Raw genomic sequence first — 24,227 nt, forward strand, 5'->3', positions numbered from 1 at the left:
CATGCTCGCTCAGTCGGTGATGCCCGGCAGATCGAGCCCCTTTTCGCGCGCGCAGTCGATGGCGATGTCGTAGCCGGCATCGGCGTGGCGCATGACGCCCGTCGCCGGATCGTTCCACAGCACACGCTTCAGCCGCTCGGCGGCTTCGGGGGTGCCATCGGCAACGATCACCATGCCCGAATGCTGCGAATAGCCCATGCCGACGCCGCCGCCATGGTGGAGCGACACCCAGGTCGCCCCGCTCGCGGTGTTGAGCAGCGCGTTGAGCAGCGGCCAGTCGCTGACGGCGTCGCTGCCGTCCTTCATCGCCTCGGTCTCGCGATTGGGACTCGCGACCGACCCAGAGTCGAGATGATCGCGGCCGATCACCACCGGCCCCTTCAACTCGCCCGACGCCACCATCTCGTTGAACGCGAGGCCCAGCCGGTCGCGGTCGCCAAGCCCGACCCAGCAGATGCGAGCGGGCAGCCCCTGAAAGCGGATGCGCTCGCGCGCCATGTCGAGCCAGTTGTGAAGGTGGTGGTTGTCGGGAAGCAGTTCCTTCACCTTGGCGTCGGTCTTGTAGATGTCCTCCGGATCGCCCGACAGCGCGGCCCAGCGGAACGGGCCGACGCCGCGGCAGAATAGCGGTCGGATATAGGCGGGGACGAATCCGGGAAAGTCGAACGCATCGTCGACGCCCTCGTCCTTCGCGACCTGGCGAATATTGTTGCCGTAATCGAGCGTCGGCACGCCCGCCTTCCAGAAAGCGAGCATCGCGCGGACCTGCACCGCCATCGACTTGCGCGCGGCGGCTTCGACCGCCTTGGGATCGCTCTCGCGCTTGGTGCGCCACTCGTCGAGGCTCCAGCCCTGCGGCAGATAGCCGTTGACCGGATCGTGCGCGGAAGTCTGGTCGGTGACGACGTCCGGATGCACACCGCGGCGGACGAGTTCAGGATAGATATCGGCGGCATTGCCGAGCAGCCCGATCGACACCGCCTCGCCCTTCGCGCCTGCCTTCTCGATCATCGCCAGCGCATCGTCGATGGTGTCGGCCTGACGGTCGAGATAGCCGGTCTTCAGCCGCATCTCGATCCGGCTCGGCTGGCATTCGACCGCAAGGCACGACGCCCCTGCCATGGTCGCGGCGAGCGGCTGCGCACCGCCCATGCCGCCAAGCCCCGCGGTCAGGATCCACTTGCCCGACAGGTCGCCGCCATAATGACGCCGCCCGACCTCCACGAAGGTCTCGTACGTGCCCTGCACGATGCCCTGGCTGCCGATATAGATCCACGACCCGGCGGTCATCTGGCCGTACATCATCAGCCCTGCGCGATCGAGTTCGTGGAAGTGATCCCAATCGGCCCATTTGGGCACGAGGTTCGAATTGGCGATCAGCACGCGCGGGGCGTTTTCGTGCGTTCGGAAGACGCCGACCGGCTTGCCCGACTGGACGAGCAGCGTCTGGTCGCTTTCGAGATCGCGCAGCGCGGCGACGATCCGGTCATAGCTTTCCCAATCGCGCGCAGCGCGGCCGATGCCGCCATAGACGACAAGTTCGTGCGGATTTTCCGCCACCGCCGCGTCGAGATTGTTCATCAGCATGCGCAAGGGTGCCTCGGTCAGCCAGCTCTTCGCCGAAAGCTCGCTTCCGGTCGGGGCGGTGATGGTGCGGGCATTGTCGATGCGGGTCATTTGCGGCCTTTCGCGAATTGGATGCACGCCGCGAGGACGTCGCGCAGTGTCTGCTGGATGGGGACGGCATAGTCGGCGTCCCAGGCGGGCGGCCAATCCTTGGCGTCGGCTTCATCGACATATCCGCGCATGGCGAGTTCCATCTGGATGGCGTGGACGCCCTTGCCGGGCTTGCCGTAATGGCGCGTGGTCCAGCCGCCCTTGAACCGCCCGTCGGTCACGCGCGAGCGACCGCTGTCGTCGCAGATCTGCTCGACCGCGTCGGCGAGCGCGGCGTCGCAGGTCGTTCCGCCATTGGTGCCGATGTTGAACTGCGGAAGCTCGCCGTCGAACAGGCGCGGAACATGGCTGCGGATCGAATGCGCTTCGTACAGGGCGACCGGCCCCTCGGCGCGCAGGCGTTCGATCTCGGTCGCGATGGCGAGGTGGTACGGGTCGAACCACGCCGCGCGTCGCTCGGCGATCTCGGCCTCGTCGGGTTCGGTGCCGGGGCGGTAGAGCGGATCGCCGTCGAAGGTGGTCACCGGGCACAGCCCCGTCGTGGCCTGCTCCGGATACAGCGAGGCGCCGCTCGGATCGCGGTTCACATCGATGACGGTGCGCGAGATGTCGGTACGTATGATCGTCGCGCCGAGGTCGCGGGCGAAGGCGTAGAGCCGGTCGACATACCAGTCGGCATCGCGCCGGGCGAGCGGCAGCGAGACGAGCCGGGCGGCGATCGCATCGGGAATGTCGGTGCCGGCGTGCGGCACGCTGACGATCAGCGGCGCGAAGCCGCGATGGACATGGAGCCAGTCGGTCATGCCGCCACTCCCGGCAAGTCGCGGTCCGCGACCAGATCGCCCGCGACGATCATCGCGGTCGCCACCGCCATGTCGGGCGCGAAATGGCGGTCATGGTCGAGCGTCGGCACCCTGGCGCGCAGCGTCGCGCGCGCCGCTTCCAGGACATCGCTCGACGAGAGCGGTGCATGGAAGTCGCAGCCTTGCGCCGCCGCCAGCCATTCGATGCCAAGGATATTGGCGAGGTTTTCGGCCATCGCCAGCAGCCGCCGACTGCCATGCGCCGCCATCGACACATGATCCTCCTGATTGGCCGAGGTCGGGATCGAATCGACGCTTGCCGGATGCGCGCGCTGCTTGTTCTCGCTGACCAGCGCGGCGGCGGTGACCTGCGGGATCATGAAGCCCGAATTGAGTCCGGGCCTGGGCGTCAGGAACGCGGGCAGCCCGGACAGCGCGGGATCGACCAGCATCGCGATACGGCGCTCGGCGATCGATCCGATCTCGCAGATTGCAAGCGCGATGATGTCGGCGGCGAAGGCGACCGGCTCGGCATGGAAATTGCCGCCCGACAGCGCCTCGTTCTCGCCCGCGAAGATCAGCGGATTGTCGGTGACACCATTGGCCTCGATCTCCAGCGTCCGCGCCGCCTGGCGCAGCAGGTCGAGGCTCGCGCCCATCACCTGCGGCTGGCAGCGCAGGCAATACGGGTCCTGCACGCGCTCGTCGCCCTCGCGGTGCGAGGCACGGATCGCCGAGCCCGCCATCAGGTCGCGCAGCGCATCGGCGGTTGCGATCTGCCCCGGCTGGCCGCGCAGCGTGTGGATGCGGTGATCGAACGGCGTGTCTGAGCCCTTGGCCGCCTCGGTCGACAGCGCGCCGGTGACGAGCGCCGAGCGGAACAGCCGCTCCGTCTCGAACAGGCCCGCAAGCGCATAGGCGCAGGAGAATTGCGTGCCGTTGAGCAGCGCGAGCCCTTCCTTGGGGCCGAGCGTCAGCGGCTCCAGCCCCGCGTTTGCAAGAGCCTTGTCGGCTGCGACACGCTCGCCGCCGACCCATATTTCGCCGACGCCGATCATCGCCGCGGCCATGTGCGCGAGCGGCGCAAGGTCGCCCGATGCGCCGACCGATCCCTGTGCCGGGACGACCGGCAGCATGTCCTGCGCCAGCATCGCCTCGAGCATCGCGGTGGTCGCCGGTTGCACGCCCGAAGCCCCCTGCGCGAGGCTCGCGAGTTTCAGCGCGAGCATCAGCCGCGTGACGGCTATCGGCATCGGCTCGCCGACACCGGCTGCGTGGCTCAGCACGATGTTGCGCTGAAGCGTTTCGAGTTCATCGTCTCCGATCCGCACGCTCGCCAGCTTTCCGAAGCCGGTGTTGATGCCGTAGACTGGCTCGCCCTTGGCAAGGATCGCGCGAACCGCCTCAGCGCTGGCGGCAATCGCATCGCCGCATGCCGGATCGAGCCGCATCGCCGCGCCGCGATAGATCGCTTGCCAATCGGCCAGCTTCGCCTTGCCGGGGGTGATCGTCAGTGTTTTCATTTGCCTGCCCTGATGCGCGCGTGAAGGGGATTGAAGCCGATGCGGTAGACAAGCTCGGCGGGGTGCTCGATGTCCCAGATCGCGAGGTCGCAGGCCTTGCCCGGCTCGAGCGTGCCGATATCGTCCTGCAGCCCCAGCGCCTGCGCCGCGCTCCGCGTGACGCCGGCAAGGCATTCGTCGACCGTCAGCCGGAACAGTGTCGCGCCCATGTTGAGCACGATCAGCAGCGAGGTCAGCGGCGACGTGCCGGGGTTGCAGTCGGTGGCGAGCGCGATCGGCACGCCCGCGCGGCGTAACGCGTCGATCGGCGGCAGCTTCGTCTCACGCACGAAATAGAAGGCGCCGGGGAGCAGCGTCGCGACGGTGCCGGCCTTCGCCATTGCCGCGACGCCATCCTCGTCGAGAAATTCGAGGTGATCGGCCGACAGCGCGCCGTGCTTTGCCGCAAGCTCCGCGCCGTGGAGGTTGGAAAGCTGTTCGGCATGGAGCTTGACCGGCAGATCGTACCGCGCGGCGGCGGCGAACACGCGCTCGGTCTGCCCGGCGGAAAAGCCGATCCCCTCGCAAAACGCATCGACCGCGTCGGCGATTCCGGCCTTCGCGACCTCGGGCAGCATGTCGTCGCAGACGAGGTCGATATAGCCATCGGCATCGTCCTTGAACTCGGGCGGCAGCGCATGTGCGCCGAGGAAGGTCGTCCGCACGCGAACGTCGCGCGCCTCGCCCAAACGTCGGGCCGCCCGAAGCATCTTCACCTCGTCGTCGCGCGTCAGGCCATAGCCCGACTTTACCTCGATGGTGGTAACGCCCTCGGCGAGCAGCGCGTCGAGGCGCGGCAGCGTATCGTCGATCAGATCGTTCTCGCTCGCCGCGCGCACCGCCTTCATCGTCGAGACGATCCCGCCCCCGGCACGCGCGATCTCTTCGTATGACGCGCCTTCGAGCCGCATCTCGAACTCGCGCGCGCGGCTGCCTGCATAGACGAGGTGCGTGTGGCAATCGATCAGCCCGGGCGTGATCCACCGCCGCTCGCAATCGACTGCCGTGTCCGCATCGAGCGGCGGCGCATCACTTGCCGCGCCGGCATAGACGATGCGCCCGTCGCGGCTCGCAACGATGCCGTCCTCGACCAAGCCGAGCCCGTCCGCTCCCTCGGCCAGCGTCGCCAGCCTGGCATTGTGCCAGATCGTGTCGCAGTTTCGTGTATCCGGATTCGTCATGTCTACAGACTTGGACGTGCGCCTGATTATGTCTAGACATAATCGCCAAGAGGCGGGTGCGGACACGACCGTCATGCTGAACCTGTTTCAGCATCCACGTTCCAATGCAGACCCTGCGCTGCGGATGATCGGTGGACCCTGAAACGAGTTCAGGGTGACGGATGGCGAGTCTGCTGGTCGGTCGGAGGAAGGTGCAACGATGACGGTGCTGTGGTTCGAATCCGCGCTGATCGGCGAGCGCTGGGAAAGCGACGTCCGGCTGCGCATATCGAACGGCAAGATCCATGTGATCGAGCCGGGCGTCCGCCCCGATGACGGCGACGAACGCCACGCCATCGGCATTCCCGGGCTACCCAACCTCCACAGCCACGCCTTTCAGCGCGCGATGGCGGGGCTGACCGAGCATCGCGGGCTGGGCGACGACGATTTCTGGACCTGGCGCGACCTGATGTACCATTTCCTCGACCGGCTGGACCCCGACGATGTCGAGGCGATCGCGGCGCTCGCCTATGTCGAGATGCTCGAAACCGGGTCGACGCGCGTCGGCGAATTTCACTATCTGCACCACGATCCCGAGGGCACGGCCTATGCCGACCGCGCCGAGATGGCTTCGCGGATCGCCGCGGCGGCGGGAGCGAGCGGGATCGGGCTGACGCTCCTTCCCGTCTTCTACGCGTATGGCGGTTTCGGTGGTGCCGAGCCGGGACATGGCCAGCGGCGCTTCCTGAACGACGTCGACGGCTTCGCCCGCCTGGTCGACGCCTCGCGCGATGCGGTCAAAGCGCTTCCCGACCCGATCGTCGGCATCGCCCCCCACAGCCTGCGCGCGGTGACGCCGGAGGAACTTGCCGCGATCGTTCCGCTCGCGGGCGGAAAGCCGGTCCACATCCACGCCGCCGAACAGCAAAGGGAAGTCGACGACTGCATCGCCTGGTGCGGAAGGCGGCCAGTCGAATGGCTACTGGGCGAAGCGGGCGCGGGCGAAGGCTGGTGCCTCGTCCACGCAACGCAGATCACCGACGCAGAGCGTCAGGCGCTGGCGAAAAGCGGCGCGGTCGCCGGATTGTGCCCGATCACCGAAGCAAATCTCGGCGACGGCATCTTCCCGGCGCACGCCTTTATCGAAGAGGGCGGCGCGTTCGGAATCGGGAGCGATTCGAATGTGCTGATCGACGCGGCCGAGGAACTGCGCACGCTCGAATATGGCCAGCGACTGATGCACCGCGGACGCAACCTGCTCGCTAGCCAGAACAGGGCTTCGACCGGTGCATCACTGTTCGCCGGAGCCGTTTCCGGCGGTGCCCGCGCGCTCGGCATATCTCCGGGTATTGCGGTCGGCGGAAGCGCCGACATCGTGTCGTTCGACCCGAACGACCTTTGCGTTGTCGGGCGCAGCGGGGATGCGCTGCTCGACGGATTGATCTTCGCCGGGCGCGGCTCGGCAATCGACTGCGTATGGCGGCACGGCGAAAAGGTCGTCAGCGCCGGACGACACCTGCGACGCGACGCCATCGAGACGCGCTATCGCGAGACGATCGTGCGACTGCTTGCATCATGACACTGGCCGAACGGATCCGTTCCGACATCGAATCGCGTATCCGCGCAGGCGAGCTTCGCCCCGGCGACCGGATTCCTTTCGAGCATGAGCTGGTCGCCGATTATGGCTGCGCGCGCGCGACGGTGAACAAGGCGCTGTCGCAACTGGCGCGCGAAGGCCTGATCGAACGGCGCAAGCGTGCCGGTTCCTTCGTCGCCCATCCGCATTTCGAATCGGCCGCGCTGGAAATTCCCGATATCGGCGCGCTGCTCGCCAGCCGCGGCGAGGCCTATCGCTTCGAACTGACCGGTCGAACGATCGAGGCAAGCGCTGGCAATGCGGTCGATCCGCCCTTTGCCGCGAGAGGCAGGATGCTCGCGCTGACCGGCACCCATCATGCAGGCGACACCCCCTTTGCGGGCGAATTTCGGCTCATCGACCTCGCAGCGGTCGCGGAGGCGGAGGCGGTCGATTTCGATGCGCTTGCGCCCGGCACATGGCTGCTCGATCACGTCCCCTGGACGCAAGGCCGCCACCGGATCAGCGCGATTGCCGCCGATGCCGAGCTTGCGCACCGGCTGGCGATAAGGGTCGGCAGCGCCTGCCTGCAGCTCGAACGCTGGACGTGGCGGATGGAGGCGGCAATCACCTATGCACGGCAGTGTTTTCCCGGCGACCGGTACGACCTCGTCGCCGAATTCAGTCCTGCCGCATAGGCGGCGTCAGCCGTCGCCGACGCGTTCGATATCCGCGCCGACGCCCTGCAGCTTTTCCTCCAGCCGCTCATAGCCGCGATCGAGATGATAGACGCGGTTCACCTGTGTCTCGCCTTCGGCCGCCAGTCCCGCGATGATAAGGCTCATCGATGCGCGCAGGTCGGTCGCCATGACCGGCGCGCCGACCAGATCCGCACAGCCACGCACCATGGCCGAGCGCCCGCGCACCGAAATGTCGGCGCCCATGCGCGCCAGCTCGGGAACGTGCATGTAGCGATTTTCGAAGATGGTTTCGGTCAACACGCTGGCCCCCTCCGCGCGGCACAGCATCGCCATGAACTGCGCCTGCATGTCGGTCGCGAACCCCGGAAAGGGCGATGTTGAAAGCGTCAGCGGTTTCAGCCCGTTGGCCGCCTCGATGAAGAGGCTGTCCTTGCGCTCCTCGACCGTCACCCCTGCGTCGATCAGCGCAGCCGTCGTGGCTCGCATATCCCTGGGTTCCGCGCCCACCAGTTCGACCGAACCGCCGGTAATCGCGGCGGCGCAGGCATAGCTTCCGGCCTCGATACGGTCGGGCATCACGCGGTAGGTCGCGCCGTGGAGCCGATCGCGCCCCTCGATCTCCAGCGTTTCGGTGCCGATGCCGTCGATCGACGCGCCCATCGCGACGAGCAGGTTGCAGAGGTCGACGATCTCCGGCTCGCGCGCCGCATTTTCCAGCACCGTCGTGCCCTTGGCGAGCACCGCCGCCATGAGCGCATTCTCGGTTGCCCCGACCGATACGACCGGAAAGGTGAAGCGCCCGCCGGGCAGGCGCCCATCCGGCGCGGTCGCCTTCACATATCCTGCTGCAACCTCGATCTCCGCGCCCATTGCCTCTAGCGCTTTCAGGTGCAGGTCGATCGGGCGATTGCCGATCGCGCATCCGCCGGGAAGCGAGACCGTCGCCTCGCCGGCACGGCCGACCAGCGGCCCGAGCACGAGGATCGACGCGCGCATCTTTCGCACGATGTCATAGGGCGCGACGGTGGAGGTCAGCTTGCCCGCGCGCATCGTCATCACGCGGCCGAAATCCTCCGGCCGCGCGCCTTCGATCATCGTCGACACGCCGAACTGGTTGAGCAGATGGCCGAAGCTGTCGACATCGGCAAGCCGCGGCAGATTTCTCAGCGTCAGCGGCTCGTCGGTCAGCAGGGCGCAGGGAAGAAGCGTCAGCGCGGCGTTCTTGGCGCCGGAAATCGCGATACGTCCGGAAAGGCGGTTCCCGCCACGAATTAGGATACGGTCCATCCCCAGCCTTCTATCGCTTGCGCACGCCCGCGCAAGAGCATGGCGCGCCCAAGAATAAACACCGGTTTAATCGACTTTAATGCGCGGATCGCAACTCGCTGCTCTTTCGGGTGAAAATTCGGGGGTCGAATGTGAGCGTATCGGCGAGTTGTTTCGCAGAAATACTGAATCAGCTGGTCGCTCTCACCGAAGCCGAGCGCGACGCGCTGGCCGAGCTTGAGAAACGCGAGCGCCATCACCGGCGCGGCGCGGTGATCCAGCGCGCCAACGAGCCCGGCAACGACCTCTTCATCCTGCGGGCGGGCATGATGATGAGCTATGTGCTGCTCGACAATGGCAGCCGCCAGATCCTGCGCTTCCATTTCCCTGGCGACATGGTCGGCATGCCGGGCATTCTCTACAGCGAAGCGCCGGAGACGCTGTGCGTGCTTTCGGACTGCGTAATCTGCCCTTTCGATCGCTCCGCGCTCGCCGAACTGATCGAAATCCATCCCCGGCTGGCCGCGCTGATCCTCGTCGTGAGTCAGATAGAGCGCGTCGCGCTTACCGATCGGCTCGCCATGCTCGGTCGCGTATCGGCGAAATCGCGCGTCGGGGCGCTGTTGCTGGAATTGCGCGATCGCATGCGGGCAACCGACAAGTCGGTTACCGACAGCTTCACGCTGGGACTGACGCAGGAGGAAATCGGCGACGCCACCGGCCTGACCTCGGTCCATGTCAACCGGATGCTGCGGCAACTGGAAGAGGAAGGCCTGATCGAGCGCGACAATGGCCGGGTCACGATCCGCAACGACGCCGCGCTGGCGCGTGCGGCGAATTACGTCAACCGATATGAAGGGCTCGATCTGGGCTGGTTGCCCGACGCGCGCTGAAGCCGATCAGGCCTTTTCCAGCGTGCATTGCAGCGGATGCTGGTTTTCACGCGCGAAATCGGTGACCTGCGCGACCTTGGTTTCCGCAACCTCGTAACTGAACACGCCGCACACGCCGACGCCCTTTTGATGCACATGCAGCATCACGCGCGTCGCGTCCTCCATGCTCATGCGGAAAAAGCGCTGAAGGCACAGCACGACGAATTCCATCGGCGTGTAATCGTCGTTCAGCATCAGCACGCGGTACGGCGTCGGCTTTTTGGTGCGCGTGCGCGTGCGCGTGGCGACACCGACCGACGGGTCGCCGGTGCCGACATCCTCGTCATCGCCTTCTTCGGCCATGCGGATATTCTGAAGCGGATAAACTGACATCACGAAACCGAAAATATGGCATTGTGGCCATGCAGGACAAGAGGCCGTCGGCACCGTTCTGCGGCATTTGTGGTCCGAACCGCTGCAAAACGGAAAAAGGGCGGCCGCTCGCACGACCGCCCTTCCCCGTATTTTACTGTCGTCGCCGTAATCAGGCGGCCGACTTCACCTTGTCGGCAGCGACCGCGAAGCGGCTCGAAAGCGGCTGGGCCGCGTCGCCGGCGAGCTTAAGCATCGCCTCTGCCTGCTTCGAGGTTTCCGCCACGAACGAATCGAACGACGAGCGGAAGAAATCGCTCTGCATCTTGAACAGGTCGGTCGGCGACTTCACCGACGCCATGTTCTTGAACGCGGCCGTGCTGTTCTCGAACGACTTGCGGCCATATTCGACGGCGTCCTGACCAAGGCCTTCGATGCCCTTGGCGGTGATGCGGCCGGATTCGACCATCGCCTCGACATTGCCCTTGGCGAAGTCGTTCATTTCTTCGACCATCTTGGCATTCTTTTCTATCGCGGCTTTTGCGCGATCGTTCATTTCGGCGAACATCGCCTTCGATTTTTCCATCGTCTTTTCGGTAGCGGTAGCCATCGTCTCGGTTTCCTTCTGTGCGGTTTCGGCGGTCTTTTCTTCAGCCTCGACTGCCTGCTTGGTGACGGTTTCGACCGGCTTCGCAGCAGCTTCGGCGACCTTGGGCGCCTGCTTCTCCACCGGGCGCACCGGCGCTTCGGCCTGAGGCGCCGGTTTCGCGGCAGCCTTGGCCGGCTGTTCGACCTTGGCTGCAGGTTTCGGAGCTTCGGCCTGCTTCTTTTCGTTCTTTGTCGGCGCAGCCTTCGCCTTGGAACTGGCCTTTGCGGCAGTGCGTCGGGTCGCGGCCTTTGGCGCGGTCGTGCGCTTAGAACCGTTGGTCGGGCCCTTGCTGGCCATGGGATCAGCCTCCTGCATAGCTATTGCTGCGATGCAGCATATAACCCAGCAGGCCCGCCGCTTCAAGCTGTTTTTGTGCAGCGCAACATAACCGTCATGTTGCGGTTGGCCACGTCCAGAATCAGCGCGTCCTTACATATTCGCCCGGCGCATCGCAGATGGCCTTCACCCTGCCCTTCCCCGGTAGGCGCGCGCCCTTGGCATCGACCTTGTCAGGACTCTGCGCGGCGATCCACGCGACCCAGTCGGGCCACCAGCTCCCCTTCGTTTCGGTTGCCCCCGCCACGAACTCGGCCAGCGTCGCCGCCGGCTTGTCATTGGTCCAATACTGGTATTTCCCGGCAGCCGGCGGATTGACCACGCCTGCGATATGGCCCGACCCCGCGAGGACGAATTTCAGCGGCCCGGCGAAATACTCGGTGATCTTCCAGACGCTCTTGGCCGGTGCGATATGGTCTTCGCGCCCCGCCTGGACATAGGTCGGCGTCTTGACCCTGGCGAGATCGATCGCCGTGCCGCCGATCGCCAGCGCGCCCGGTTTCACAAGCAGATTGTCGCGATAGAGGTCGGTCAGATAGCTGTGATGCCATTTCGCCGGCAGGTTGGTGACGTCGGCATTCCAGTGCAGCAGATCGAACGGCGCATAGTCCTCGCCGAGCAGATAATTGTTGGTGACATAATTCCATATAAGGTCGCGCCCGCGCAGCAGGTTGAACGTAGCCGCCATGTACCGACCGTCGAGATATCCGTCGCCCGAGAGCATATCGACGAGCTTCATCTGCTCGTCGTCGACGAACAGGTTCAGGTCGCCGGCTTCGGTAAAATCGACCTGCGCGGTGAAGAAGGTCGCGCTGGCAACCTTCTCCGCCTCATCCCGGGCGGCGAGGACGGCGAGCGTCGCGGCCAGCGTGGTCCCTGCGACGCAATAGCCGATCGTGTGCACCGATTCGACGTCCAGCATCTCGCGAACGGTGTCGATCGCGTCGATCTGGCCTCGCTCGACATAATCGTCCCACACCACGTCCTTCATCGACGCATCGGCCGACTTCCAGGAAACGACGAACACCGTCAGTCCCTGATCGACCGCCCATTTGATGAAGCTCTTCTCCGGCGAAAGGTCGAGAATGTAGAAGCGGTTGATCCATGGCGGGAAGATGATGAGCGGCGTCTGATACACCTGCTTGGTCGACGGCGTGTACTGGATCAGTTCGTAAAGCGGCGTCCGCTTGACCACCTTGCCGGGCGTCGTCGCGATATTCTCACCCAGCTCGAACGCGGCATCGTCGGTATGCGTCAACTGCCCCTTGCCGATATCGGCGAGCATGTTTTCGAGACCCTTGAGCAGGTTTTCGCCCCGCGTCTCGATAATCCGCTCGAGCACCTGCGGGTTGGTCGCCGGGAAGTTGGTCGGGCTCATCGCGTCGATGAAATTGCGCGTGGCGAAGCGGATCTGTTCCTTCTGCTTCGCATCGACACCCTCGATCGCATCGACGCCCTTCAGCATATGGTCGGCGATCAGGAAATAGCTCTGGCGAAGAAAGTCGAACAGCGGGTTCTCACGCCATTGCGGCGCCTTGAACCGGCGATCTCTCGCGTGCTCGGGCGGCTCGTCACCGGGCTCGGCCTGTGCGGGATCGAGGAAGCGTTGCCACAGCTTCATCGTATCGGCCCAGAAATCGGTGCTCGCCCGGGCAAAGGCGCTCGGATCGCTCCAGCCCGGCAATTCAGCCGCTTCCATCGTATGGATACCGTGTTCGAGCAGCATTTGCTGCGCACGGCCAAGAACCCAGGTCCAGTGCTGCAAATCAGCCAGTGTCGCCGTGCCGGTCGCCAGTCGTTCGATTGTGGCGCTATCATCCGGCATAATTTTCTCTCCTTTGGCGCTCGCTTCACGCAATCTATAGCGATTTCTCACGCGCTGTGCGATTCAGCGTAACGGAGGTTATCGTATGTCCGACGAATTTTACCGCATCAAACGTCTGCCGCCCTATGTCATCGCCGAGGTCAACGGCATGCGGGCAGCGGCGCGTGCGGCGGGCGAGGACATTATCGACCTGGGCATGGGCAACCCCGACCAGCCGCCGCCCCAGCATGTCATCGACAAGCTGTGCGAGGTCGCGCAAAAGCCGGATGCGCACGGATATTCGGCATCGAAGGGAATACCCGGCCTTCGCCGCGCGCAGGCGGGCTATTATGCGCGCCGATTCGGCGTCGATCTCGACCCCGAATCCGAAGTGGTCGTGACAATGGGATCGAAGGAAGGGCTCGCAAGCCTCGCCACCGCGATCACTGCGCCGGGCGACGTCATATTGGCGCCCAATCCCAGCTACCCGATCCACACCTTCGGCTTCATCATCGCCGGCGCGACGATTCGCAGCGTACCGACCACGCCGGACGAGCATTATTTCGAAAGCCTCGACCGCGCGATGTACTACACCGTGCCGCGGCCGAGCGTGCTGGTGGTCAACTATCCGTCGAATCCCACTGCGGAGACGGTCGATCTCGCATTCTACGAACGGCTCGTCGCCTGGGCGCGCAAGAACGAGGTGTGGATACTGTCCGACCTCGCATATTCAGAGCTCTATTATGACGGCAAGCCAACGCCTTCGATCCTGCAGGTAAAGGGTGCGAAGGACGTCGCGGTCGAGTTCACCTCGCTATCGAAAACCTATTCGATGGCGGGCTGGCGAATGGGCTTCGCAGTCGGCAACAAGCGGCTGATCGCGGCGATGACGCGGGTCAAATCCTATCTCGATTACGGCGCCTTCACGCCGATCCAGGCAGCCGCCTGCGCAGCGCTGAACGGACCGCAGGACAGCGTCGCCGCCAATCGCGAAATGTACCACAAGCGGCGCGACGTGATGGTCGAAAGCTTTGGCCGCGCAGGCTGGGATATTCCGCCGCCACCGGCGAGCATGTTCGCCTGGGCGCCGCTGCCGCCGGCACTGGCGCATCTCGGCAGCCTGGAATTTTCCAAGCAGTTGCTGACCCACGCCAAGGTCGCCGTAGCGCCGGGCGTCGGCTATGGCGAAGAAGGGGAGGGATATGTCCGCATCGCCATGGTCGAAAACGAGCAGCGATTGCGCCAGGCGGCGCGCAACGTGAAGAAATATCTCGCGAGCATGGGCGTGAACATGCCCGGCACGAAGACGGGCTGACCGGACGATGTTCGTTTTCAGAGGGGTGGAAAGCCATCCGCGCTCGATGGTCAAGGCCGTGTCGTGGCGCATCCTCGGCAGCATCGACACGTTCGTGCTCAGCTGGCTGTTCAGCGGCAACCCCACGATCGCGGTGTCGATCGCGGGGACCGAGGTGTTCACCAAGATTCTGCTCTTCTATTTTCATGAGCGCATCTGGGCGCTGGTGCACTGGGGACACATCATGCCCGAAGGCATGGGGCAGAACGGGGAAAATGACGTTCCCGCCGATCCCGAAGCAGCGGCGAGCGAGACGCCCGCGAACTAGCTATTCGGCGGCTTCGGCAGCCTTGTCGTCGAGCACGTCCTCGGGCAGCGCCCAGACCAGATCCTGCTTTTCGAGCACGCGGCCATCATGCGCCCGCACCTTCACTTGCGCGATGGGCTTGCGATCGCGAGCATCGACCAGAATAGGGCTCGCCGGGACTCCGGTTTCCCAGCGTTCGCCCCATTGGCGAAGCGCAACCATGGTCGGCAGCAGCGCATAACCCTTTTCGGTAAGGCGATATTCGATCTTGCGCCGATCCTCCGGCAGCGAGTGCCGTTCGAGAATGCCGTGCCCCACCAGCCTGGCAAGCCGGTTGGCGAGGATGTTCCGGGCGATGCCGAGTTCGGACTGAAACTCCTCGAAATGATGCAGTCCGTTGAATGCGGCGCGCAGGATTAGGAACGACCAGCGCTCGCCCATCGCCTCCAGCGCGGCAGGCAGGCTGCATTCTACCGCTTTCAGATTTTCGCGAAGCTGACCCATGAACGCCGAATCTACTCCAAAGCGGCGAAACACCAAAGGAAAAGAAATTTTGCACCGCAGCACCAGTTTCTACTTGAAACTGTGTTTGGCGCATTATAGGTGGCGATTCGAAACTCAACCTTCTCCCGGGAGTCCATTATGCGAAGCCTAGTCACCGCCGCCCTGACCGCCACCGCGCTGCTTGCCAGCCCCGCCATTGCCAGCGCAGCGCAATATCGCGCCGTTCCCGCCGCGCAACCCGAGCGGACGAGCTATGTGACCCGCGACACGCTGTGGAAATGCACCGATGACGCCTGCGTCGCCGGCAGCGGCCGGTCGCGCCCAGAAGTGATGTGCGAGCGCATCGTGAAGCATGTCGGCAAGCTGACCGAGTTCACCGCCGAGGGCAGCCCGCTCGACGCCAAGGCGTTGGCGAAGTGCAACGCACGCGCCCGCTGATCGGCAGCGACGCAAGAATATATTGCAAAGCAGCAGCACGCGGCCCCATCTAGGTCGCGTGCTGCGTCAGTATGAACTTGTCGATCGGGTCCTCGACTACGATCCCAGCGCCGACGAGGCGCTGCTAAACCGCGCCTATGTCTTTTCGATGCAGGCGCACGGTTCGCAGAAGCGTGCCTCCGGCGATCCCTATTTCAGCCATCCGATCGAAGTCGCGGGCATCCTGACCGACCTGCATCTCGACGACGAGACGATCGCGACGGCGATCCTGCACGACACGATCGAGGATACCGTCGCCACGCCGGAGGAAATCCTCGCCAAGTTCGGCCCGTCGGTCGCGCGCATGGTCGACGGCGTGACCAAGCTTTCCAAGATCGAGGCGCAGACCGAAAACGAGCGCGCCGCCGAAAATCTGCGCAAGTTCCTGCTGGCGATGTCCGACGACATCCGCGTGCTGCTGGTCAAGCTGGCCGACCGGCTGCACAACATGCGCACGCTTCACCATATCGCCAAACCGGAGAAGCGTCAGCGCATCGCGCGTGAGACGATGGACATCTATGCTCCGCTCGCCGAGCGGATCGGCATGTACGAGTTCATGAAGGAGATGCAGACGCTCGCCTTCCGCGAACTCGAGCCGGAGGCATATGAGTCCATTACCAAAAGACTGGCGCTCCTGAAGGAGGGCGGCGGCGACAGGATCGCCAAGATTGCGTCGGGGCTGAAACTGCTGCTTTCGCGCGCCGGGATCGAAGCCGAGGTGTCGGGCCGGGAGAAACATCCCTATTCGATCTGGAAGAAGATGTCCGAGCGCCATGTCAGCCTCGAACAGCTTTCCGACATCATGGCGTTCCGCGCGATCGTCGATACCGAAGAGCAATGTTACCGCGCGCTGGGCATCATCCATCGCCGCTGGCCGATGGTGCCCGGCCGGTTCAAGGACTATATCTCGACGCCGAAGCGCAACGGCTATCGCTCGCTGCACACGACCGTCATGCACGCTGGCAACCAGCGCGTCGAAGTCCAGATCCGCACGCACGAAATGCACGCCCAGGCCGAATATGGCCTCGCCGCGCACTGGGCATACAAGCAGGATGCGGTCCGCCCCGACACACAGGTCAGCTGGATTCGCGACCTCGTCGAAATCCTCGAAAACGCCGCCAGCCCGGAAGAGCTGCTCGAACATACCCGGATGGCGATGTACCAGGACCGGATCTTCGCCTTCACGCCAGCGGGCGAACTGATCCAGCTTCCCAAAGGCGCGACGCCGATCGACTTCGCCTATGCCGTGCATACCGATCTGGGCGACCAAGCGGTGGGCGCGAAGATCAACGGCCGCGTCGTCCCGCTGCGTACCCCGATCGCCAATGGCGACCAGGTCCGCGTGTTGCGGTCCAAAGCGCAGCAGCCGCAGGCGAACTGGCTGAACTTCGCGATCACCGGCAAGGCGCGTGCGGCGATCCGCCGCCACCTTCGCCACCGCGCACGCGACGAAACCTTTGCGATGGGCCGCAAGCTCTATGAAGAGATCGTCGCCCGCCTGCCCGTGCCGATCGGCGACGCAGCGCTCGACGACGCGCTCAAGCGGCTGAAACTCGCCGACGAGGATGCGCTGATGGACGCCATCGCCCAGCGCCGCGTGACCGACGCGCAGGTGATGGAAGCGCTGATGCCCGGTTCCGCCGATTCGGCCGATGCCGCGCCGCTGCCGCCGCAGCAGCAGGCGATCACCATCACCGGCCTGACGCCTGGCGTGACGTTCGATCTCGCTGAATGCTGCCACCCCGTGCCCGGCGACCGGATCGTCGGCATCCGCCGTCCCGGCGAAGGCATCGAAGTTCATTCGATCACCTGCGAACGGCTGGCGGACGAAGAGGCGGAGGATTGGGTCGATCTCGCCTGGGGCGAAAATGCCGAGGGGGCGGTCGCGCGGATCGCCGTCACCCTGAAGAACGAACCTGGCGCGCTGGGCGCGGTCGCGACGATCATGGGCGCGCACAAGGCAAACATCCTCGGCCTGCGTCTCGACAATCGCGACACCACCTTCCACACCAATATCATCGACGTCGAAGTGCGCGACGCACCGCATCTGATGCGGCTGCTCGGCGCGCTGAGCGCTGCCGATGTCGTCAGCTCCGTAGAGCGCGTCTGAGGTTATCGACAGCGGTGTAAGCAACCGCTAGAATGACGACCATGTCCCACCATCATCCGCTGACCGTCGCCCCCGCCGACATCGACCATATGGGTCATGTCAACAATGCGGTGTATCTGAACTGGGTGCAGGAAGCCGTGGTAAGCTATTGGGAAAAGGTTGCGCCCGCCGAAGCGGTGGCGCGCCACCTGTGGGTCGCGCTAAAGCACGAAATCACCTATCGTCGCCCCGCCTTTCTGGAAGACGATGTCATTGCGACAGTCGTCGCCGAGCGCGTCAACGGCGCGCGCGCCTTTTTCCGCACACTCATCAAGCGCGGCGAGGATGTGCTCGCCGAGGTTCAGAGCACCTGGTGCGCGCTCGATGCCAAGACGATGCGCCCCATCCGCGTCGCGCAGGACATTTCGCGCCGCTTCGTCCCCGATTGATCCACGCGTTCAAAGAGTGATGACGCGGTGACAGCGCGGCGGTAAAGACGGCGCCCATGACAACGCCAAAGCTCTCGGTCGTCGTACCCTGTTACAATGAGGAAGGCTGCCTCGACATGCTGCACGCGCGCGCGTCCGCGGCAGCGCGCGAGGCCGTTGGCGAGGATTACGAGATCGTCTTCGTCAATGACGGGTCGAAGGACGATAGCTGGGCGGTGATGCAGCGGCTTTCGGCCGCCGACCCGCATCTGGTCGCCATCAACCTGTCGCGCAACCACGGCCACCAGCTCGCGCTGACCGCAGGGCTTGACCTGTGCGCGGGCGATGAGATCCTCATCATCGACGCCGATCTGCAGGACCCGCCCGAATTGCTTGCTGACATGCGCAGGACGATGGCCGAACAGGACGCCGACGTCGTCTATGCGGTCCGCCGCAAGCGCGATGGCGAGACCTTTTTCAAGAAGCTGACGGCGGCGATGTTCTACCGCGTTCTCGACCGCGTCACCGACACGCCGATCCCGCTCGATACAGGCGATTTCCGTTTGATGTCTCGGCGCGCGCTCGACGCGTTCCTTTCGCTGCCCGAACAGGCGCGCTTCATCCGCGGCATGGTCGCATGGATCGGCTTCCGGCAGGTCCCCTTCGTCTATGACCGGGCGGAACGGCATGCCGGCACGACCAAATATCCGCTCGCCAAGATGGTCCGTTTCGCGCTGGACGCGGTGACCGGCTTTTCGACCGCACCGCTGCGCTTTGCGAGCCATGTCGGGCTGTTGCTGACGGCGGCGTCGCTGCTGCTGATCGTCTATATCGCAATCGCCTGGCTCGCCGGGTCGACCGTGCAGGGCTGGACCTCGACGATGCTAGTGGTCGTCGTGCTGGGCGCGGTGCAGATGTTCGTGCTCGGCATGATCGGCGAATATCTGGGGCGGCTATATGTCGAATCGAAACGACGGCCGCTCTATCTGGTGTCCGACGTGGCGGGGCCGGTGAAGGGCCGATCGACGCTCGGCTATGCCGCGAACGAGCCGCACGATCCGGCACAGGGAAACGCCCCGCCGCGCCAGTGACCGACGCTTAACGTCACATAATTCGCGCCAATCATTTAAGAAAGTTGCGGCCATGCGACCGGATGTTGCGTGGCGGTGCAGGCTTGACGAACCGGTTCAAAGAGCGCCGGTCGACGATGGCAGAGCCCGACCGCTGTAGGACAGCGAAATCTATCGATCGACCGCCGCGGGTGGCATCTCCGACCGGGCCTCACCGGACCAGAGCTATGCCTCGGCCTGAGCGGGCCTTGCGGGCGCTCGCTCGTCCGATGGTGATTCCCGCTTCGCAACCGGCCCGCGGTGGTTCTGGATTCCGATCAGCACACCAAAGGCACCGGTCCGCCGGCCCAGCTCGTAGGAAATCACGCAACCGAAAACGGTTATGGCGACGAGAAGCGTGAATTCGCGCCAGACCCCGAGGTGAAGCTGGGTGAGATAATAGCCAGCGACGACGGTGATCGTCTGGTGGACGACATAATAGCAAAAGATCGCACCGGTCAGATATTGCAGGGCCTTGCTCGGCCGGTCGAGATAGCGCTGCCCGAACCCGAGCATGGCGAGAATGCAGGACCATGCATAGAGCACCTGAAACGCCAGACGAACCGTGGCGCCTGCGACCGAATCGCCCAGTACCGCTCGCGCCAGAGACTCGCCCCAGAAATGCAGGAGGATCGCCAGGACGACGGTTATCGGCAGAAGACGCCCCACCGAATTCCAGAATCCGCGGTCCTTGGCGACGAGGAAGCCAAGGAGCAAAATCGTCAGGCGGTGGGCATGCTGACCCCAGTCATGGATGAAATCGTCCGTAATCGGAAACCAGTGCATGAGCGTTGCCTCATAGCCCATGAAAGGCAGGATCGTCAGGAACAGGATCGCCGCAGGAGTCCGCGCATAGCGCTGGAAAAGCCGGCTGCGCGCCGCGCGGCGCAGCAACGGCGCGACCGGTATGATGAGGAGCGTGTAGGCGAGCAGATAGGCGATGTACCAGAGGTGGTTCCAGGTCGGCGTGAAGACCGGAAGTCGGCCTTGAAGATACGGCAGATAGAAATCGAGGATGCTGCCGGAGAAATCCCCCGACTGGCGAAGCTGGAAATAGGTTTGCGGCATGACCAGAACGAACACGCCGAACAGCAGTGGGAGGCCAAGAATACGCGTTCTGGCGACCGCAAAGCGACGCGCCGAGGGCGCCTTGTCCACCGCGAACCGCAATGCCACGCCAGAGATGAAGAACAGCAGCGCCAGCCGCCAGGGATTGAGCGCGAGCATCAACGGCTCTGCCGCGGGCGACACATAATTGCTCTTCACGTGCCAGAACCATGGCACGTAGAACATCCCGACATGATAGAAGATCAGAAGGCCAAAGGCGATGAGGCGGAGCCAGTCGAGCCCGTAATGGCGCCGATCGATGTCGGGCATCTCGCAAGAGGGCGTCGTTTCAACCATGGCATTGCCACCTTTTCTGCTCACCGGAAGGTACCCGACCGGAAATCGCACCGCGGTCGGCGAGGCGTCGAGCGCGAAGGGGCAAATGGCGGATATTGGACATGGCTGGCGGCCGCAGTGCCGCCGTCGGGGCCGAACAGCGGGACGAAGGGGCGAATAGCGGCACGCCGAAACGCGCCGGGTATGTTAGTGTCAAACGCCAGGCGCTAACGCTGGCGGCATGGCGCATTTGGCTTTCAAGAGCAGAATCGAATGAACGGCGTGAAACGCGAAGGGGGTCAGCCGGCGCAATATTCGCCGATGGTTCAGGACCGGCGGATCGATCGGTCGACGCGCGTCTGGATCGCGACGGCGTTGCTGGCCTTCCTGATCGTCGACGTACAAACACGCATCTACGAGTTCCAGCGGAACGGTGCGGAGGTACCGCTGGACCGCATTCTGTTGCATGAGCTGTCGGGAATCGGCGCGTATCTGGTCATGGTTCCGGTGATAGGCTGGCTCGCCGCCCGGGTGCCGCCCGGCCAGATGCGCTGGCACCGCTTCCTGCCCTTCCACTTCGCATGCAGCCTCGGGACCGCGCTGATCGCGATCGTCATCTTCGTTGGCGTCCGCAAGGTCCTGAGCCCGGTCATGCTCGGCGAAGCCTATGTCTTCGATCCGCAACCGATCAGGGGATTCCTGTACGAGTACCGAAAATTCGCGCTCTTCTATGCCGCTGCCGTCACCCTGTTCGCGCTTCGTCGACAGCTTGCCTATCGCTCCGATGAATTGCAGGCGGCCAAGACGGAGGCTCTGAGATCGCACCGGATCACGTTGAAGGATGGCAATCGCACGATACGGGTGAAGGCCGATGACGTGATCTGGATGAAGGCAGCGTCCAATTACGTCGATATCGCGGTCGGCGACCGAACGATTCTGGTACGGGGAACGCTGCAGGAACTGGCAGAACAACTGCTGGCGGCGGACGTGCCCGCGCTCAGGGTGCATCGATCCTATGTCGTGAACGGTCGCCACATTATCGGCTGCCGCCCCGATGGCGAGGGCGGGCTTTCGATCGCAATGTCCGACGACACCGAAATTCCGGCCAGCCGCAACCGCCGCGATGCCGTAGAGCGCCACCTGGCCGAAACCGATCGCGCGCCCACCGAATAGTGCCTGCTGGTTTCCACGCCGTCCGGTCGCAACGGTGACGATGGTGGGCAAGTCCTGACATGGTCGCCGAATGGGCGGTTGCCGCGGATTTAGTGCTTGGACGCCACTCCACCCGCCGCTTCACTTTCTGGTCGTTCGAGATACCGGTCGAACCAGGCCAGTGTTCGAGCGACGACATCGCGGACATTGGCGGGCGATTGTGCCAGACTATGACTCTCACCGCCGTAGCGCAGCAGTTCCGCTGTCTTTCCCTGCTTGTACAGGCTGTAGAAAAACAGTTCCGCCTGGGTTGGCGCACCACGTATATCCATGTCGCCATGGATGAGCAGCAGCGGCGTGTCGACACGGTCGACATAGGCCAGCGGCGAGTTGCGGATATAGGATTGCATATCCTTCCAGGGCGGCGCAGTCAGTCCGAACAGATAGCCCGTTTCTGCATTGTCACTCTTTTCGTGCGCGATGCCCGGATAGCTCCACGAGTTCGGGTCGAACTGCCCATAATTCGTCACGAGGTCACTGATTCCGGCCATGGCTACCGCTGCCCTGAACCGGTCGGTTTGCCCTATCAGGGCCTCAACGGCGTACCCACCGAAACTCTGCCCGAATACTCCGACACGGTTCGGGTCGGCGATGCCCATCGCGACCAGACGATCAACCGCGGGCAACACGCCATCCGGAAGCTGACGATAGACATCTTTTTGGTTCCCGTTCCCGCCGAGCGGAATCGAGGGAATGAGCACGACATATCCCTGCGCCGCATAGAGGTGAAGATTGTAGAAGCCCGGCATCGCGGTGCCCGACATATGGTCGCCACGAAGGTCGGCTGGCACACGATAACCGCCATATACCCAAACCAGCGTCGGATAGCGTCGACCCGTAACATAACCCGGCGGCAGGATCATCGATGCGTTGAGCTTCGCGCCGTCGGCGGTTTGATACGTGACCAATCGCGTCTCGCCCCAATCGACGTCACGCAAATATGCATTCAGCGTCAGGAGGGTCCGATCCGGCCCGCCGGCAAGATTGGCAAGGCGAAGATCAAGTCCATCGGGCTTGGCCCGGCTATACAATAGCGCCGCATTATCCGCGCCCATGTCGAGAAGATCGGCAGTAAATGCCGGGATCGAATGGGTGATGATGCCGGATCCCGTGTCCATCGTGGCCATAACCCAGCTGTCATCCGATCGGTGCAACACTATCAGCCGAAAACGCAGTGCGGGACCAGGGTCCCGGGGCAGCAGAAACCAGGCATCTTTTCCGAGTTGAGCAACGGAAACGAAGGCGCCGCGCGAAGGATCGAGACGCAGCAATCTTCCGTCGACCAACGCTGCCAGCGATTCTCGGCGTGTCCGAACGAGGCTGTCGGGCGGAGTTGCGCCATCCGGAACCTCGATGGCCCTTGCAGGCGCGGCGGTTCGCATAAGCCACCATTTGCCGTCCCGCGAACGGGCGGCGATGCTTTGATTGTCGATCCAATAGACCGCTGCGGGATGCGGGTCGGCCGCCGTGGCGAATTGCTGCCCGATCGATTCGGCACCGACCTGCTGCACCGAACCGGTACTCGCATCGGCGACAAATACCGGCGTTTCGTCAGTGAAGGGATCGCTGCGCCCCCTCAGCGCCACGCGCCGTCCGTTGGGCGACCAGCCATATAGCTCAAGCGGATAGCGGGCAGCCGCCGGCATCGTCGCCCACTGCACGCCGCCATCCGCATCCAGGGGCACAAAACCCAGGCGGCGTTCGACCGCCCACCCGTCCGCCGAAAGATTCGGGATTGGGCGGCCTGCGCTCGGCTGGAAGGCCCTGATCGTTACGAGGACTGCTGCACGCGTTCCGTCAGGCGAAACGGACACGGTCAACCCGCCCTGAAACGGATAGGCCGGCACCGTCGCGAGCGTTCGATCCCGCCCGGTCTGGGTGTCGATAATACGCAGCACCGCTTCGGGCGCGGGGATGTCCCAATCGGTGCGAGCCGTCCCGCTTGCGACGCCCTTGACCGTCGGCAAGGCACCTTGCCCGATCCGGTCAGCGTCACGCGCCAGGGCGCGATACGGCCGCACGAATTGGTCGATCGCTGCCGACAGCTTGTCCTGAGGCAGCGTAACCACAAGCAGTCGGTGGTCGTCGAGCCACGTAAACGGGGCGTTCTCTGCCACCGGACCGTTGCTGCATCTGTGCGCGACCTCCCCGTGACCGGCACCACCACGGACATCGAGCAGATTTAGTGGGCTGCCATAGCGTGTCTGCGTCATGACGCCGTCGGCGCTTGCGCGCGAAAGACTGTTGCTCTCACGATCCCAGACATAGAGGCGTACATTGTCACCGCCGCGCGGCTCTTCGCGCTCCGCCTGTGTCGAAAGCATTGCAAGCCGTCGGCCATCCGGCGACCAGGTCGCGCACCAGTAACCGGCAGCCTTCGCCGCGCCATGGGTCAGCGCACGGCGCGCGCCGGTTCGTGTCGAGACCAGCCAGACGTCGCTTCGTGTCGGATCAACCTCGTAAGAGGCCCGCCCGTACATTTCGCCGGCATTGGCCGGGCGGCGGATTACTGCTGCTACCCACCCGCCGTCTGGCGAGATCGAGGCGCGATCAACGGATTCCCTTCCCAACACATCGTCGATCGCAACCGGGCGCTTGGCCGCGGGGTGCGGTTCGGCGCGAGCGACACCGCCCACAAGAAAGACA

Annotated in this window: 21 protein-coding genes; 10 read left to right on the top strand and 11 right to left on the bottom strand. The window is 64.2% G+C overall.

Translation table 11 applies throughout. The features are described from left to right. Positions 1-9 precede the first annotated feature (9 nt). Genes hutU through hutI form a run of 4 tightly spaced genes read right to left on the bottom strand, consistent with a single transcriptional unit; the run spans position 10 to position 5,223 of the window. Positions 10-1,677 (bottom strand): urocanate hydratase, encoded by a 1,668-nt coding sequence (gene hutU / locus J7S20_RS07985; protein ID WP_284053713.1) that lies wholly within the window; start codon positions 1,675-1,677, stop codon positions 10-12. Next, positions 1,674-2,480: an N-formylglutamate deformylase gene (gene hutG, locus J7S20_RS07990; RefSeq protein ID WP_284053714.1), complete on the bottom strand. Its 807-nt coding sequence runs from the start codon at positions 2,478-2,480 to the stop codon at positions 1,674-1,676. The genes hutU and hutG overlap by 4 nt, the downstream gene beginning before the upstream one ends. After that, positions 2,477-4,003: a histidine ammonia-lyase gene (hutH, locus tag J7S20_RS07995; RefSeq protein ID WP_284053715.1), complete on the bottom strand. Its 1,527-nt coding sequence runs from the start codon at positions 4,001-4,003 to the stop codon at positions 2,477-2,479. The genes hutG and hutH overlap by 4 nt, the downstream gene beginning before the upstream one ends. Continuing rightward, positions 4,000-5,223 (bottom strand): imidazolonepropionase, encoded by a 1,224-nt coding sequence (gene hutI, locus J7S20_RS08000; protein ID WP_284053716.1) that lies wholly within the window; start codon positions 5,221-5,223, stop codon positions 4,000-4,002. The genes hutH and hutI overlap by 4 nt, the downstream gene beginning before the upstream one ends. 199 nt (positions 5,224-5,422) lie before the next feature. Here hutI and J7S20_RS08005 point away from each other — a divergent pair, with 199 nt between their 5' ends. Next, positions 5,423-6,781, top strand: coding sequence for a formimidoylglutamate deiminase (locus J7S20_RS08005; RefSeq protein WP_284053717.1), 1,359 nt, complete (start codon positions 5,423-5,425; stop codon positions 6,779-6,781). Further along, complete coding sequence (gene hutC, locus J7S20_RS08010; RefSeq protein WP_284053718.1) at positions 6,778-7,476, top strand: histidine utilization transcriptional repressor HutC; 699 nt, start codon at positions 6,778-6,780, stop codon at positions 7,474-7,476. Before J7S20_RS08005 ends, hutC begins: the two co-directional genes overlap by 4 nt. A 6-nt stretch (positions 7,477-7,482) precedes the next feature. Here hutC and murA read toward each other — a convergent pair whose 3' ends face one another. Beyond that, a complete protein-coding gene (murA, locus tag J7S20_RS08015; RefSeq protein WP_284053719.1) occupies positions 7,483-8,766 on the bottom strand; it encodes a UDP-N-acetylglucosamine 1-carboxyvinyltransferase in 1,284 nt (427 codons plus the stop codon). A gap of 131 nt (positions 8,767-8,897) precedes the next feature. Between murA and J7S20_RS08020 the strand changes: the two genes are divergently transcribed. Then, on the top strand, positions 8,898-9,638 hold the full coding sequence (locus J7S20_RS08020; RefSeq protein ID WP_284053720.1) for a Crp/Fnr family transcriptional regulator: 741 nt from the start codon (positions 8,898-8,900) through the stop codon (positions 9,636-9,638). A 6-nt stretch (positions 9,639-9,644) separates the two neighbouring features. Here J7S20_RS08020 and clpS read toward each other — a convergent pair whose 3' ends face one another. From clpS to J7S20_RS08035, 3 genes are all read right to left on the bottom strand, one after another. Next, the gene (gene clpS, locus J7S20_RS08025; RefSeq protein WP_284054042.1) at positions 9,645-9,980 is read right to left on the bottom strand and encodes an ATP-dependent Clp protease adapter ClpS; all 336 of its coding nucleotides are present in this window, start codon (positions 9,978-9,980) and stop codon (positions 9,645-9,647) included. 181 nt (positions 9,981-10,161) lie between these two features. Continuing rightward, the gene (locus tag J7S20_RS08030) at positions 10,162-10,935 is read right to left on the bottom strand and encodes a phasin family protein (RefSeq protein WP_284053721.1); all 774 of its coding nucleotides are present in this window, start codon (positions 10,933-10,935) and stop codon (positions 10,162-10,164) included. Between the two features lie 121 nt (positions 10,936-11,056). Beyond that, positions 11,057-12,799 (bottom strand): PHA/PHB synthase family protein, encoded by a 1,743-nt coding sequence (locus tag J7S20_RS08035; RefSeq protein WP_284053722.1) that lies wholly within the window; start codon positions 12,797-12,799, stop codon positions 11,057-11,059. An 85-nt stretch (positions 12,800-12,884) separates the two neighbouring features. Here J7S20_RS08035 and J7S20_RS08040 point away from each other — a divergent pair, with 85 nt between their 5' ends. Both J7S20_RS08040 and J7S20_RS08045 read left to right on the top strand, forming a co-directional pair. After that, the gene (locus J7S20_RS08040) at positions 12,885-14,093 is read left to right on the top strand and encodes an LL-diaminopimelate aminotransferase (RefSeq protein WP_284053723.1); all 1,209 of its coding nucleotides are present in this window, start codon (positions 12,885-12,887) and stop codon (positions 14,091-14,093) included. Between the two features lie 25 nt (positions 14,094-14,118). Beyond that, entirely contained in the window at positions 14,119-14,400 is a 282-nt protein-coding gene (locus J7S20_RS08045) for a DUF2061 domain-containing protein (protein WP_284053724.1), read from the top strand. Here the strand turns inward: J7S20_RS08045 and J7S20_RS08050 are convergent, their stop codons facing one another. Beyond that, the gene (locus tag J7S20_RS08050) at positions 14,401-14,883 is read right to left on the bottom strand and encodes a winged helix-turn-helix transcriptional regulator (protein WP_284053725.1); all 483 of its coding nucleotides are present in this window, start codon (positions 14,881-14,883) and stop codon (positions 14,401-14,403) included. Between the two features lie 138 nt (positions 14,884-15,021). Here J7S20_RS08050 and J7S20_RS08055 point away from each other — a divergent pair, with 138 nt between their 5' ends. Genes J7S20_RS08055 through J7S20_RS08070 form a run of 4 tightly spaced genes read left to right on the top strand, consistent with a single transcriptional unit; the run spans position 15,022 to position 18,968 of the window. Beyond that, positions 15,022-15,321 carry a CC_3452 family protein gene (locus tag J7S20_RS08055; protein ID WP_284053726.1) on the top strand — a complete coding sequence of 100 codons (300 nt, stop codon included), beginning with the start codon at positions 15,022-15,024 and terminating at the stop codon, positions 15,319-15,321. Between the two features lie 58 nt (positions 15,322-15,379). Next, entirely contained in the window at positions 15,380-17,470 is a 2,091-nt protein-coding gene (locus J7S20_RS08060) for a RelA/SpoT family protein (protein WP_284053727.1), read from the top strand. Between the two features lie 32 nt (positions 17,471-17,502). Then, positions 17,503-17,898, top strand: a complete 396-nt coding sequence (locus J7S20_RS08065; protein ID WP_284053728.1) for an acyl-CoA thioesterase — start codon at positions 17,503-17,505, stop codon at positions 17,896-17,898. 56 nt (positions 17,899-17,954) lie between these two features. After that, positions 17,955-18,968 carry a glycosyltransferase family 2 protein gene (locus tag J7S20_RS08070; protein WP_284053729.1) on the top strand — a complete coding sequence of 338 codons (1,014 nt, stop codon included), beginning with the start codon at positions 17,955-17,957 and terminating at the stop codon, positions 18,966-18,968. Between the two features lie 204 nt (positions 18,969-19,172). Here J7S20_RS08070 and J7S20_RS08075 read toward each other — a convergent pair whose 3' ends face one another. Then, the gene (locus tag J7S20_RS08075) at positions 19,173-20,363 is read right to left on the bottom strand and encodes an acyltransferase family protein (protein ID WP_284053730.1); all 1,191 of its coding nucleotides are present in this window, start codon (positions 20,361-20,363) and stop codon (positions 19,173-19,175) included. Positions 20,364-20,642: 279 nt separating this feature from the next. On the opposite strand from J7S20_RS08075, the gene J7S20_RS08080 reads away from it, so the two are divergent. Continuing rightward, a complete protein-coding gene (locus tag J7S20_RS08080; RefSeq protein WP_284053731.1) occupies positions 20,643-21,542 on the top strand; it encodes a LytR/AlgR family response regulator transcription factor in 900 nt (299 codons plus the stop codon). Positions 21,543-21,631: 89 nt separating this feature from the next. Here the strand turns inward: J7S20_RS08080 and J7S20_RS08085 are convergent, their stop codons facing one another. After that, complete coding sequence (locus tag J7S20_RS08085; protein ID WP_284053732.1) at positions 21,632-23,794, bottom strand: S9 family peptidase; 2,163 nt, start codon at positions 23,792-23,794, stop codon at positions 21,632-21,634. Between the last annotated feature and the right edge of the window lie 433 nt (positions 23,795-24,227).

It is taken from the genome of Stakelama marina (genome assembly GCF_018122655.1).
Lineage (GTDB): Bacteria > Pseudomonadota > Alphaproteobacteria > Sphingomonadales > Sphingomonadaceae > Sphingomonas > Sphingomonas marina.